Origin of the sequence: Paraburkholderia sp. RL17-380-BIE-A, assembly GCF_046028085.1 — a bacterium.
Taxonomy (GTDB): domain Bacteria; phylum Pseudomonadota; class Gammaproteobacteria; order Burkholderiales; family Burkholderiaceae; genus Paraburkholderia.
This window is the reverse complement of the sequence record NZ_JARESQ010000024.1, coordinates 1-13,297: the sequence shown is the minus strand read 5'-3', so window position 1 is coordinate 13,297 and position 13,297 is coordinate 1. Positions and strand designations below refer to the sequence as shown.

12 protein-coding genes are annotated in these 13,297 nt (G+C 60.7%); 8 read left to right on the top strand and 4 right to left on the bottom strand.

Features of this window, described 5'->3' with window-relative positions; all coding sequences use genetic code 11:
- The first annotated feature begins 183 nt into the window (after window positions 1-183).
- A complete protein-coding gene (locus P0D68_RS31060; protein WP_408302575.1) occupies window positions 184-2,547 on the top strand; it encodes a TonB-dependent receptor in 2,364 nt (787 codons plus the stop codon).
- 53 nt (window positions 2,548-2,600) lie between these two features.
- Here the strand turns inward: P0D68_RS31060 and P0D68_RS31055 are convergent, their stop codons facing one another.
- Window positions 2,601-3,731: a YVTN family beta-propeller repeat protein gene (locus tag P0D68_RS31055; RefSeq protein ID WP_091803622.1), complete on the bottom strand. Its 1,131-nt coding sequence runs from the start codon at window positions 3,729-3,731 to the stop codon at window positions 2,601-2,603.
- Between the two features lie 215 nt (window positions 3,732-3,946).
- Here P0D68_RS31055 and P0D68_RS31050 point away from each other — a divergent pair, with 215 nt between their 5' ends.
- From P0D68_RS31050 to gph, 5 genes are all read left to right on the top strand, one after another.
- Window positions 3,947-4,720 (top strand): energy transducer TonB, encoded by a 774-nt coding sequence (locus P0D68_RS31050; RefSeq protein ID WP_408468796.1) that lies wholly within the window; start codon window positions 3,947-3,949, stop codon window positions 4,718-4,720.
- Window positions 4,721-4,747: 27 nt separating this feature from the next.
- Window positions 4,748-5,551, top strand: a complete 804-nt coding sequence (locus P0D68_RS31045; RefSeq protein ID WP_408302571.1) for a MotA/TolQ/ExbB proton channel family protein — start codon at window positions 4,748-4,750, stop codon at window positions 5,549-5,551.
- Entirely contained in the window at window positions 5,542-5,964 is a 423-nt protein-coding gene (locus P0D68_RS31040; protein ID WP_408184186.1) for an ExbD/TolR family protein, read from the top strand. Before P0D68_RS31045 ends, P0D68_RS31040 begins: the two co-directional genes overlap by 10 nt.
- A 165-nt stretch (window positions 5,965-6,129) precedes the next feature.
- Window positions 6,130-6,894: an HAD family hydrolase gene (locus tag P0D68_RS31035; RefSeq protein ID WP_408302569.1), complete on the top strand. Its 765-nt coding sequence runs from the start codon at window positions 6,130-6,132 to the stop codon at window positions 6,892-6,894.
- A 2-nt stretch (window positions 6,895-6,896) separates the two neighbouring features.
- Complete coding sequence (gph, locus tag P0D68_RS31030; RefSeq protein ID WP_408468795.1) at window positions 6,897-7,625, top strand: phosphoglycolate phosphatase; 729 nt, start codon at window positions 6,897-6,899, stop codon at window positions 7,623-7,625.
- A gap of 173 nt (window positions 7,626-7,798) precedes the next feature.
- Here the strand turns inward: gph and P0D68_RS31025 are convergent, their stop codons facing one another.
- Window positions 7,799-8,089, bottom strand: a complete 291-nt coding sequence (locus P0D68_RS31025) for a DUF1330 domain-containing protein (protein WP_408302565.1) — start codon at window positions 8,087-8,089, stop codon at window positions 7,799-7,801.
- A 281-nt stretch (window positions 8,090-8,370) separates the two neighbouring features.
- Here P0D68_RS31025 and P0D68_RS31020 point away from each other — a divergent pair, with 281 nt between their 5' ends.
- Window positions 8,371-9,276 (top strand): LysR family transcriptional regulator, encoded by a 906-nt coding sequence (locus P0D68_RS31020; protein ID WP_408184182.1) that lies wholly within the window; start codon window positions 8,371-8,373, stop codon window positions 9,274-9,276.
- Window positions 9,277-9,391: 115 nt separating this feature from the next.
- Here P0D68_RS31020 and P0D68_RS31015 read toward each other — a convergent pair whose 3' ends face one another.
- On the bottom strand, window positions 9,392-10,984 hold the full coding sequence (locus tag P0D68_RS31015) for a methyl-accepting chemotaxis protein (RefSeq protein ID WP_408302562.1): 1,593 nt from the start codon (window positions 10,982-10,984) through the stop codon (window positions 9,392-9,394).
- Between the two features lie 838 nt (window positions 10,985-11,822).
- Between P0D68_RS31015 and P0D68_RS31010 the strand changes: the two genes are divergently transcribed.
- Complete coding sequence (locus P0D68_RS31010; RefSeq protein ID WP_408184257.1) at window positions 11,823-12,464, top strand: YajG family lipoprotein; 642 nt, start codon at window positions 11,823-11,825, stop codon at window positions 12,462-12,464.
- A gap of 685 nt (window positions 12,465-13,149) precedes the next feature.
- Here the strand turns inward: P0D68_RS31010 and P0D68_RS31005 are convergent.
- Window positions 13,150-13,290 (bottom strand): GlsB/YeaQ/YmgE family stress response membrane protein, encoded by a 141-nt coding sequence (locus P0D68_RS31005; protein ID WP_408468799.1) that lies wholly within the window; start codon window positions 13,288-13,290, stop codon window positions 13,150-13,152.
- Window positions 13,291-13,297: the final 7 nt, after the last annotated feature.

The window sequence follows — 13,297 nt, the reverse complement described above, 5'->3', positions numbered from 1 at the left end:
CCGATTGCACACAGCGCTGTGTTGCAGCGCGTTTGGGAACGCTTCCCCGCGATATCGGGAAAAGCTCCCGGGTTTCGCGCGCCGGCGTATGCGAAGCTTTGCACACACAGAAAGAAAGCGCTACGCACGCCGCAACGCGGTGGCGCTCATGAAGATAGCGTCGATCCGGCCGGAGACAGAACGATGAACACGCCATCCAGCGCGCACCGCGCATCTCGCTTACCGGACTTGCCACGTTTGCGCCGGCGGGCCGGTCTCACGCTCTGCTTCGGCGGCGCCCTCGCGAGTTTGTCCGTTTCGGCGTGGGCCCAGACGGAAGCGGCCACGCCCTCAGCGGCGTCGGCCGCCGCGCCGGCCGGCGCGAATCCGGAGGCTGATACGGTGAAGCTCGCGCCGATCGTCATCGTCGGCACCACGCCGCTTCTCGGTATCGGCACGCCGCTCTCGCAAGTGCCCGCCAATGTGCAGACCGTTCACGCACCGGATCTCGAACAACAGCACCGCAGCACGCTCACCGATTACTTCGCGACGAACCTGCCGAGTGTCGATATCGCCGATGCGCAGGGCAATTCTTATCAGGTCAACGTCAATTATCGCGGCTTCACCGCGTCGCCTTTGCTCGGCACGCCGCAAGGCCTTTCCGTGTTCGTCGACGGCGTGCGCGTGAACGAGCCGTTCGGCGACGTGGTCAACTGGGACCTGCTGCCGCAACAGGCGATCGATACGATCCAGCTGATTCCCGGTTCGAACCCGACCTACGGTCTCAACACGCTGGGCGGCGCCATCGCGATCACGACGAAGAACGGCAAGACGAGCCCCGGCGGCGAGGCCGAGGTGCAAGTGGGCTCCTGGGGCCGCAAGTCCGCCCAGATCGAACAGGGCGGCACCATCGGTCAGAATCTCGATTACTACGTGACCGGCAACGCGACCACCGACAACGGCTGGGCGGAGCAGAATTCCAGCCGCGTGCGGCAGGCATTCGGCAAGCTGCGCTATACCGACGCGGATACGACGCTGTCGTTCTCGGGCGGCGGCGCGGACAACGATCTGCACGGCACGCAGACCATTCCGCGCTCATTCCTCGGCAATCCAAAGCAGCCCTATACCTATCCCGACCAGAATCTGAACAGCGCCGCCTACGCGACGCTGTCGGGCGATCATTACTTCAACGATCATGTCGAGCTGAGCGGCAACGTCTATTACCGGCACTTCCGCAACGACAACGTCAGCAGCAACACCAATCCGAATTTCGGCGCGGTGGACGACGACGGCAACGTCGATACGACCCAGGCGACCAACGAAAGATCGATCGTCTCGACCGACAGCTATGGCGCGAGCCTGCAACTCACGCTGCTCGGCAAGCTCGGTGGGATGGAGAACCAGTTCGTCGCGGGTATATCCGCGGATATCGCCAACTCCCGGTACACCCAGTCTTCCCAGAATGCGGTGTTCACCGCTTCACGCGCGACCATCGGCATCGGCGATTTCGAACAGGAAACCGCGGCGAAAACGCATAACGGAAACTACGGCATCTATCTGCAGGATACCTTGTCGCTTACGAAGCAATGGACGCTGACGCTCGCCGGCCGCTATAACTGGGCAGACGCCACGATCGGCGACTCGAGCGGCACGCAGCCTCAGCTCGACGGCCACCATACATTTTCCCGCTTCAATCCGGCGATCGGCATCAACTGGAATCCGACTTCCGCATTCACGGCCTATGCCACCTATAACGAAGGCATGCGTTCGCCGACCGCCATCGAACTGGCCTGTGCGGATCCGTCCGCGCCCTGCTCACTGCCGAACGACTTCGTGTCGGATCCGTCGCTCCAGCCGGTGATCTCGAAGACCTTTGAAATCGGCGCCCGTGGACGGATAGGCCAGGCGACCACCTGGAGCGCGGCCGTCTACAGCACGACACTCGACAACGATATCGAGTTCATCAGCACCAATGGCGCCACCAGCAACCAGGGCTTCTTTCAGAATGTCGGCCGCACGCGCCGTCAAGGCCTCGAACTCTCAGGACACAGCCAGCTCGGGCCGCTCGCCGTTACGGCCAGCTACAGCTACGTCGACGCGACCTACCGGTCGAGCTGGACCGAAAGCAGTCCGAGCAATTCCAGTGCGGATCAGAACGGCAACATCACCGTCAAGTCGGGTGATCATATTCCCAGTATCCCGGCGAACACCGTCAAGCTGCAACTCGACTACGCGGCCACCGCGAAGTGGAACATCGGCACGAACCTGACCTGGCGCGGCAGCGTCTATGCGCAGGGCGACGAGAACAACCAGGATGTGAACGGCAAGATCGCGGGCTACCTGCTGATCGATCTGGACACCTCGTACCAGGTGACCAAACAGCTTCAGGTCTTCGCGAGCATCACGAACCTGCTGGACAAACGCTATGCGAGCTTCGGCGCGCTCGGCGAGAACTTCTTCAACGGCCCGAACCATACGTTCGACGGCGCCAACCCGATCAACGAGCAGTTCGTCGGGCCGGGCGCGCCGCGCGGTTTCTGGGTCGGGCTGCACTACGCGTGGAAGTAACGCGTAATGCGCGTGAACCGACCGACGCGTCGATCGGCTCACTGGCAACGCGCTCAATGCGATTCGATCGAGCCGTCGCTATGCGGATACGTGACGATGCCCCACGCCAACGGCAGTTCGCCGATCTGCTTGATCGGCTGATAATTCTGCGCATCGAGCACATAGACCGCATCGGAGCGGCCACATGCCACCAGCAGTTTCGCGCCGTCCGGCGTAAAGCTGAAGTGCCAGCAGCGCTGGCCCACCGGCACGTCGGCGACATGCTCGTAGCTGTGCCCGTCGAACACCTGCACCGTCTTGTCGCGCGCCGCGGCGACGAAAAGACGCTTGCCATCCGGTCCGAACGCTACGCCGTACGGGCCGAGCTTCGTATCGACGGTCTTCACGACCTGGAATGTGCGCGCATCGATCACCACGAACTTGCTCAGCGATTCGAGCGTGACGACATAGTCCTTGCCGTCGGGTGACAGGCGGATGCCGCGCGGCCGGCCGCCTGCCGCGAGCTTCACGGTTCGGACCGGCGCGCCCGTGCGGACGTGATAGACCGAGACCGTATCGTCGCCCTCATTGGTGACAAGCATGGTGTTGCCGTCGCGCGAAAATTCGATCCCCTCGGTTTCGTGGCCGCTCGTGACCGAACGAATCACGCGCCAGGTCTTCATATCGACGATCGCGATTTCCGCGGGCGGCTTGTTGGCGTCATCGTCGTCGGCGCCCGGCTTGCCGTTGGCGGCGGGCGGGCTATCAGCACCTGGCTTGCCTTTGGCGGCGGGTGGGCCGCCGTCTTCGCCGGGCTCGTAGGTCACGTACGCGTAGCCGTTGTGCACGCGCACAAATTCCGGGTTCTTGCCGATCTTCACACGCTGGACGACCTGACCCGAAGCCGTGTCGATCACCGCCAGGTCACCGGTATTCTTGTTCGCCACGAGAAGCCGTGTGCCATCCGCATTCAGACTCAGGCCGCGCGGGCCGTCGGCGCCGACCGGAAACGTCTTCGTCAACGTCATCTGATCCAGATCGATCACGCCGACACCGGCCTTCTCGCTGGTCACGTAGGCTATTGGGGCCGCCGCGTAGGCGGTACTCGCGGCGAGCGCAAGCGCCGCAACGGCGGTGGCCAGGGTGGTGACAGCGAAAGCGAGGGACCGTCCTGGTGTTGTGATACGAAAGCTTGTCTCCAGCATTGTTGTACTCCGTAGTGAAATCGCTACGCCGCGAAAGCTCGCGCCATTCAAGCAAAGTAGTTCATCGGAGGATCGTTTGACAACGCACATCGGGCAGGAGATTTTCCCGAATTGACTCGGTGAGACCAGCGGCAGTACTAAAACGCGCTGTAGGGGTGGAAAATGAGCGCGGAGGTGGCCAATGCGAGGCCTCGACCGCAATGCTCGAACGTGCAATGGCGACGGCTGGATACACCGCGATCGATACGGCATCGCGGCGTCGTATCGTCATGGCGCTGGGCGCCGTCATCGCCGCTCATGCGGGCTTGCTTGGGTGGGTGTTGGCGACGCGAGACAGGACAGTCGAGCGAACGCTCGAAGCGACGCCCATCGTCGCGATGCTGTTGAGGGATGACTCGCAAGTCCTTGCACCTGTCGAACCTGTCGAACCTGTCGCGCCTGTTCAGCCTGCCGTGCCCGCTCCGGCCGCCGCTGTTGCCGCGCCGCAAGCCGCGCACCCCGCAGTACGCAGCAAACTCCTGCCGCAGCCTCATCCCAAGCCGCCGCGCGCGAGCGCAGCGCCGGCGCCGAGCGTGCCGTCGCCATCCGGCGACTCCGCGCGCTCGCCTGCACCGGTGGTTGCGCCCATTGCCGCTGCGCCATCCCCCGCAGCACCGGCGGCGAATGCTTCTGCAACCGCTGGCGAGCGCACCGTGCCTGCATCGAGTACCCCAAGGAGCGTGTCGCACGTCGACTGCGCTATCCCCAAGCCGGACTATCCCGAGGTATCGAAGCGCCGCGGTGAAAGCGGCACTGCGATCGTCCGATTCGTGGTAGGCCTGAGCGGCCACATCGAAACCGCTCAAGTTCAAAAGAGCAGTGGCTATCCCCGGCTCGACGACGCGGCGCTCGCTGCGATCCATGCGGGAGCGTGCCAACCCTACCGGGAAAACGGCGAAGCGGTGCGTGCCGCTTATTCGGAATCGTTTATCTTCGGATTGGCCGAGTAGCCTGTCTCCGAGTCAAAGGAAAACACCATGCAACACTATGGCCTCGCAAATGTCTGGGAAAACGGCGATATCATCACGCGCTGCATTCTGAGCGCGCTGCTGATCATGTCCGTCCTGTCGTGGACGGTGATCCTCATCAAGCTATGGACCATCATGCGGATCAAGCGCGTGACGCGCCAGGCCGAAGCGCAATTCTGGAAAGCCGATCGTTTCGAAGACGGATTGCGCAGCCTCGGCGCGCACGCATCGGGGTCGACTCCCCGCGACAATCCGCTTCTCGCGCTCGCTCTCGCCGGCGAGGAAGCCGCTGCCCACCATCAGCAGACGCAATCGCATCTGCACGACCGCATCGACGTATCCGACTGGATTACGCGCCGCCTGCAGGACACGATGGACGACGCCATTGCACGCATGCAAAGCGGCCTCGCAGTGTTGGCGTCGATCGGCAGCACCGCGCCCTTCGTGGGGCTGTTCGGGACCGTCTGGGGCATTTATCACGCGTTGATCCTGATTGGCGAGACGGGACAGACGTCGATCGATCATGTCGCCGGACCGGTCGGCGAGTCGCTGATCATGACGGCCTTCGGCCTGTTCGTGGCGATACCGGCGGTGCTGGGATATAACGGCCTGACACGCGCGAACAAGTCGATCGTGACGAGACTCAAGCGTTTCGCGCATGGACTGCACGCGTATTTCGTAACCGGTTCGCAACTGCCGTCGAGTACCGGTCCTGACATGCGCATCGTGCCGCGCGGTGCACCCCTGGTGGCGGGCGGAGCGAATGACGGCACGAGCGACGACACACGCGATGGAGCGCTCAAATGGCAATGACCCCGTTCTCCGACGACGACGAAAGCGGCCTGATGAGCGAAATCAACATGACGCCGCTTGTCGACGTGATGCTGGTGCTGCTGATCATCTTTCTCGTCACCATTCCGGCCATGCAGCACGCGGTGAAAATCGATCTTCCGCAAGCGAGCAGCCAGCCGGACAATCTCAAACCCGCGCATCTCGACGTCGCCGTGCAGGCGGATGGCTCGATTCTCTGGGACGGCCATGCCGTGGCGGACGATGTTTTACGCGCGAGGATCGCCGAGGCTGCTCGCGCGAAACCTCAACCCGAACTGCATTTACGGGCCGACCGCAAAGTGCCCTACGAGCGCGTCGCCGACGTGATGTCGGCTGCACAGGCCGGAGGGCTGACGAAAATCGGCTTCGTGACTGATCCCCGGGCGAAGAAGTGAAGACCACCGCACTTGCGCTGCCTTGCGCTGTCTTGCGTTCGCGCCGCCGCGCGGCGCATGCCACGTTCACATAAAGGATGCCTTAACGAAGTCCAAAGAATCTCTGAATTCAAATCGGCATCCGGCTCCGCTATCGTGGCTGCATGAAACCAGGAGCACCGGACCATGCAAGCCTTGATCTTCGACGTCGACGGCACGCTTGCCGATACCGAGACCGCTCATTTGCAGGCCTTCAATGCCGCATTCGCCGAAGCGGGTCTCGACTGGTTCTGGGACGAGCCCCTTTACACGCGCCTTTTGAAGGTGGCGGGCGGTAAGGAGCGCCTGCTGCATTACTGGCACGTCGCCGATCTGGAAGAAGCGGACGGCACGCGCGTGAGCGACGTGATCGACGCCGTGCATGCGATCAAGACGCGCCATTACGCAGAGCGCGTGCGCAATGGCGGTTTGCCGTTGCGGCCAGGCATTGCGCGACTGATTGCCGAGGCGCATGCTGCCGCCATTCCAGTCGCGATCGCCACGACCACGACCCCCGCAAACCTCGATGCACTACTGCAAACACCGTTCGGACCCGCGTGGCGGACCCGCTTCTCCGCAATCTGCGATGCCGGCACGACCCACGAGAAGAAGCCCTCGCCCGAGGTCTACCTCGACGTGCTTCGGCAACTCGGGCTCAAAGGTTCGGACTGCGTTGCCTTCGAGGACTCATCGAATGGTCTGCGCGCGGCACGCGCGGCCGGCGTTCCTACGATCGTGACACCGACCGCATACACGTCGCAGGATGACTTCGACGGCGCGTTGGCCGTGCTGCCCGACTTGGGTGAGCCGCACGCGCCGATTCCTTCGTTGGTCCCGAATGAAGAGGCTCGCTGGGTCGATCTGGCCACCTTGCGTCATTGGCATCGCCACGCGCTGACCGAGTCGGCCTGAGCATGCATCAGGAACTTCTCGTGAGAGGCATGCGACCCAAAGCCGTACTGATCGATCTCGACGGCACGATGGTCGACACCGCGCCGGACATCGTCGAAGCAGTCAGCCAGATGCTCGACGAGTTCCGTTCGGCGCCCTTGCCGTTCGCGACTGTCAGCGGCTTTATCGGCAAGGGCGTGCCCAATCTGGTTCGACGCTCGCTGGAAGCAGCCGGTTTGGCTCGGCGCGTCGACGCCGAACATGCGGTGAATGTGTTCCATCGCCACTACGCGCAGACCAATGGACGCCTCGGCCGCGTTTTTCCCGATGTGGGGAGTGGGCTCCGCGAGTTGCAGCGGCTTGGATACCGGCTTGCCTGCGTGACCAACAAGCCGAAGGAACTCGCCGCGCCACTGCTGCTCGCAACGGGGCTCGCCCGCTACCTCGATGTGGTGGTTGCGGGGGATTCTATCGACAAAATGAAGCCCGATCCCGAACCGCTGTGGCACGCGTGCCGGCTGCTCGACGTGGAACCTGAGCACAGCGTATTGGTTGGTGATTCGCCGGTCGATGTGAGTGCCGCGCGAGCGGCCGGTCTGCCGGTGTTCATCGTAAGCTATGGCTATGCCGGGCCGGCGGGGTCGGCGGCGCTGGAGTGTGATGGTTTGATCGATTCGCTGATGGCGATGCCCGCGATTCTGGCGTCGTGGGGTGTGGGTGGTAGGGGTCAAGGTCGTCGGGGAGAAACTTGAATGGATTTAGATTCAGTGAATTAGTTAGGCATCTTAATGTAATGCGTCGGCAAGCTTTATTTCCCGCTTTCGCACACTGTGTCGCCCCAAAAGAGCGGAGGCAGGGATTCGTGTGAATGCCTGCCGCCTGGTCGAAGCGGTGGGCCTGGTGTTCGAGCGCTTCGCGCTCAGAGTTATGAAGTCCCTTCGAGAATGACAAACGTCCCGGCCGCTGCTCCGGCGCGGAGCGCTTTGGCCGCCTGGTACTCGGGGCTCTCGTAGAAACGCTTGGCGTCGGCGAACGAATCGAACTCAAAGATCACATGCCGCTCGTGTGCTTCGCCTTCGAGAATTTCATACTGTCCCGAGGACGCAATGACCTTCGGGCTGAAATTCTTCATTGCATCGCCTGCGGCTTTTGCATAGGCGGCGTAAACGGTTGCATCCGAAATGCTGACGTGTGCGATCAGATAACCTTTTGGCATGTTTATCTCTCTGGTGTGGTAAGCGCATTCAATTCAACGCTGGGTGCGTGCTGGCAATCGCCCACGTATAAGGTGTGGGTATGCAGTAGCCTGTCCTAATTCGACGTGCCGACCCTGAAATGGAGGGGATTCTGCTCGCGTCCTGATGATCGATCATCCAGCCGCCGTCGCTCCCATTCGTTCAGGTTGTCCTGTGGACGACACGAGAAGCTAGTCTACTGAGTCGCAATTGAGCTATAAATGACGTCAAACATAACGCTCCGTTACTCCTCAGGTGAACAATGCAAAACCTGGATGCACTTCTGATTTTTTCACGTGTCGCTGAAATGGCGAGCTTCACGCGTGCAGCCGAAAGCCTCGGTATCCAGAAAGGACGTGTCTCTATGGTGGTCAGTGCGCTTGAGCGGGATGTGGGGGTCACCCTCCTGCATCGGACCACGCGAAGTGTGCAACTCACCGAAGATGGACGCGCCTTTTATTCACGCGCACGCGACCTGCTGGCCGAAGTAGAAGAATTGCAGTCAATGTTCGCGAGTAACGGCGCACCACTACGGGGAAAGTTGCGCGTCGACATGCCAACCGAGTTGGCACAAAGCGTCGTGATTCCCGCACTCCCTCAACTGATGGCGGCGCATCCAGAGTTGGAACTGGAAGTGTCCAGCACCGATCGGCGTGTCGATCTCGTTCAGGAAGGGTTCGATTGCGTGGTGCGGCTGGGTCCGATCGTCGACGAGACGCTGATTGCCCGACCGCTTGGCAAGCTGCGCATGATCAATGCGGCGAGTCCGAGCTATCTGGCACGGTACGGCATACCGCACACGCTCGACGATCTGCGCGACCAGGGGCACCAGATGGTTCATTACACGCGCACGCTCGGCGGCAAGCTTGCTGGATGGGAATATCCTGACGGCGATGGATACGCGACGCTTACGTTGCCGGGCGCGATGCAGGTCAACAGCGTGCAGACTTATCATGCAGCAGGGCTTGCCGGCATCGGGTTGATTCAGGCGGGATATTCGGCGCTTGTGCATCACATCGAACGTGGCGCGCTAGTGGAGATTCTGCCGGACCTACGTCCTGAGTCTCTTGCCGCGTCGCTCGTCGTGGCACATCGGCGTAACCTGTCGCAACGCGTCCGGGCTTTTATGAATTGGATCGAGAGGGTATTGGAGCCCTATTTTGATTAAACGATATTCGATTTTGCGGCAGTAAAAAACGCGTCCCCGACTTTTTCGACACGACGCGGTACAAAGGCCATTCGGTACGACATATTGTCTTGTGACCCCCAGCTTCCGGCGACTTCTAGCTACTCACTCTAGGGGCGTAACCACCTTCGGGATCTTTGACGGCACCGACACGAAATACTGAGACAGTAGTCTCCAGCTGTCCCGCCCGCTCTTTGAGCGATAGCGCCGCCGCTGATGCTTGCTCGACCAGCGCCGCGTTCTGCTGGGTCGCCTGATCCATTTGCGCAACCGCACGATTGACCTGTTCGATACCCTTTGACTGTTCTTCAGACGCGGCGGCAATTTCGCCGATCAGGTCGCTGACTCTTCGCACAGAAGTCAGGATTTCTGCCATGGTCCGGGTTGCGCGATCCGCCTGCTGCGCACCGGTTTCAACGCGGCTCAGCGAATCCGTAATGAGCGCCTTGATCTCCCTTGACGCCGTGGCGCTGCGTTGGGCCAATGAGCGCACTTCGCTGGCGACCACCGCGAACCCGCGCCCCTGCTCGCCTGCGCGTGCCGCTTCCACGGCCGCATTCAAAGACAGGATATTGGTCTGAAAGGCAATCCCTTCGATTACGCCTGTAATTTCGGCAATCTTGCCGGAAGAGTCGGATAGACCCCGCATCGTCTGGACGACATCCTGCGTCGCCTGATTGCCCTGCTCGGTTAGCATTGCCGTACTGCTCACCACCTGGTTTACCTGCTTCGCGTTGTCGGCGTTCTGGCGAACCGTCGAAGTCAGTTCTTCCATGGACGAGGCGGTCTCCTCTAGCGACGCGGCCTGTTCTTCGGTACGTTGCGACAGGTTCATATTACCGGCCGAAATTTCATGTGCGGCGGTGTCGATCGACCGCGATCCCTCTCGCACGATTCTGATTGTCTGAACCAGTTTGCTTTGCATCGTCTGCAGGCCAGTCATCAGTTGCCCCATTTCATCCCCCGAGTGGACCTCGACCAGTGTGGTCAGATCCCCGTCGGCAATTGCCCCGAAGTGGGACAGTGCCTGGGTCAACGGCCTGCCGATCGCCCGCTGCAGCGACCACCATGCGAGCGCCGCCGCACCAAGCGCTACGACACTACCGGCGATTGCTATACCAACGAACAGGTGGAAGCGTGCTTGCGCGGCATCAAACGTCGCCCTCGCAGCCGCGACTTGAATCTGTTCGAGTGAATCCATGCCGTCGGACACATCGATAAACAACGACGGCGGTACATGCAGCCAGACCTCGAGCATCTTTGCCGCATCACGAGTGGCAATGGCGCTGAACATCGGTTCCAGACCGTTTGCGACGAATGCGTCGAACTTTGCATTCGCGTCGGCCGCACGGTGTGCTTCATCGGGGCTGGAAAACGGCAGCGTGCGATACGTATCCCACGCCCTCTTCGATGCGGTGAGCAGATCTCGGGCGGTCTGAGTTTCCTTGGGCACATCTGGACTGGCCGGGTCGAGCGCGACGCGATACAGCCACAGACGGGTTCTCGAGAGTGCTACGTTTGCCTGACCGAGAGCCTCTGAAGATGCCAGCCGGCTGGAATACAGCTCCTTCACATCGTTGTTGCCAATTGCCACGCCAACGACACCGATGATGCCACCAGTGACTAGCAGCATTCCAAGAAAACTCATCGCCAGCGCTAGGCGGGCACGAATGCTTAAATTTCTGATCATGGCGATAGAAGGTGTGAATGTGGGCCGACGCATGCACGTCAAGCTAATAGGGTACGGTGTGCGCGAGGTCACTCCCTAGCTAACGGCCCAAAGCCGTTCAGATTAATGCGGGATTTAGCAACAGATGTTTCCCGGGATCGTTGGTTATGGTTTGCGCTGCATGCTGATATAAGGCGCCGCGGCACTGCAAAAACGAAGGCCGCCAAATTGCTCCAACGGCGAGCAACCATTTGACCAACGTCTGAGCCAGAACGAGATTCAGGCTCCGTGCGGCGTGTGTGTGCCGCGAGCATGCCGATCAAACGGCCGCATTCGGAAGGCGGATTCAACCGGCCGACTTCTGGTGGAGGCGAATGACTTTTCGTGCTCGCGCCCGGTCCCTCGCGCGCCCTGATGATTCGAGGTTCAAGGCGCGTATGCGAAAGGCAGAAGCCGACCCGCAGCCACCGGTCGCGCTACCGGCGCTTTAGCGGCAGCTTATTAGTGCTCCGGCTGTCCAAACCGACCCTTAGGGGACAGCAGTCCCGTTGACGTGTGCCGGTACGGGAGAGGAGCCTCAACCTTGCCCAGGCCCGTGACCGCGGTTCTTGTGCTGACTGCCCTTCCCGATATCGACCTTCAGATTTCCAATGACAAGCCGTTATTCCAAATGACGTGGTCTGAACGCGTACTCTGCGAATTTCCAACAAAAGACACCGGGCCAAAATGAACTAGCGTCTCGGCGCTGGCAGCGATGCGTCCGATCTCGCAGGATTACCAGCGCGTGCATTTTGCGGCTGGGCATCGTCAAACGTTGGACTTGGCAACCAGAATAATCCACCAGGAGCAAAACAATAAGATGTTGGGTCGAATCGCAATCTATAGCCTCGCCGCGTCCATCCTCGCCGGATGCGCGCTCGGCCGGACAACTGTCGATGTTTCCGCGCCTCAAGGCACGAACCCCACGACGGGCAAGTACGTGCGAATTGATTCCGTTCAGGACAAACGCATTTTTACGGTCAAGCCCCCCAGCGCCGACATGGCATCACTGGATCCTGATGAAGATTCTAGCGATGCGTCGAAAGCTCGCGCGATCGGCAGGAAAAGAAACGGTTATGGCAAAGCACTCGGCGATGTGGTGCTTCCCGAAGGCAAGACGGCCTCCGGCCTCGTTGAAAGCGCATTGGCCACGGGCTTTCAGGAGGCGGGTTACATTGTCGTGAAGCAGGGTGACCCCAACTTTGCCGCCGCCGCTCCGGTGACAGCACAATTAATCGATTTCTGGGCATGGTTCCAGCCCGGCTTCTGGTCCATTACAACGAATCAGAAGTCAGAACTGCAACTGTCAGGCGATATCGGTGCTCTTCATGGTGCTCAGACCGTCAAGACTCGCGTTAGCGAATCCAAGCAGGTCGTGGTCTCCAGCGACTGGCAGGAGATCGTGGAAAAAGGCCTGTCTGCCATCACCCAGCGGACAAAGGAACTGGTAAGCGGGAAATAGCTTCCTCCAGGAGACAGCCACGTCGCTCGTCGTGAAGACGACGGGAGCGCGTGGCTCGCAAGCCGGGCGTGCTAATCGGTATCTGGACCTGCAGATTGGCGGCGTCGAGCAGCATCGGGCGTCGCCACTTCGGATCCGTTCGATGCTGACATGACGGCACGCACAGGTCGTAATCTGTGCCGTTGCCACCGAGCTTGTGCGAGTTGCCTGCAGTACCAAGAAGGCGTGTGAATACCGCTACATCGTCACTTTGCAGATGACAACGGCGATGACAGACGCTTGTCGTTTGGGTTTGTTCGACGCCTGCGCTTGTCTGCTAGCGCGTGAGCTTACGACGACGCGTGTGGGCAGGCGTTGAACAAACCTCAAGAGGAGCGCCACGCGCGTCGCTCATACAGGTTTGCTCCGGTTGTATATTGGTTCGGGTGATTTCACCGGCATCGCGTACTCGGATAAGACTGTAAATTGATAGAGCGTCAGCGCCTTCTCGAGTCACACGTATCGACGAGGCAAAATCTCGCCGCCCGGCAGTTCCGGATGACTGACAGGTCAGGCGAAAACATTCAGTCGATCGGAGTGCGGGTCAGGTCGCCCGGAACGCTTTACGGCACCAAAGCTTCCGCAAAAGCCTATCGTCATAAAACCACAGATAGGCCGGAAACAACTGATACCCGTGTTCGTACTGTCAGAGGGCGCGCCCTCTACCCCCGCTGAAAAGGCGCAGGATGGCAAGCAGAATAACGGCCCCAATAAGAGCTGTAATCAGTGACCCGATTATGCCGCTACCCAGGTGTAATCCTAGTGCCCCACCCAGCCAACCCCCGATGAATGCG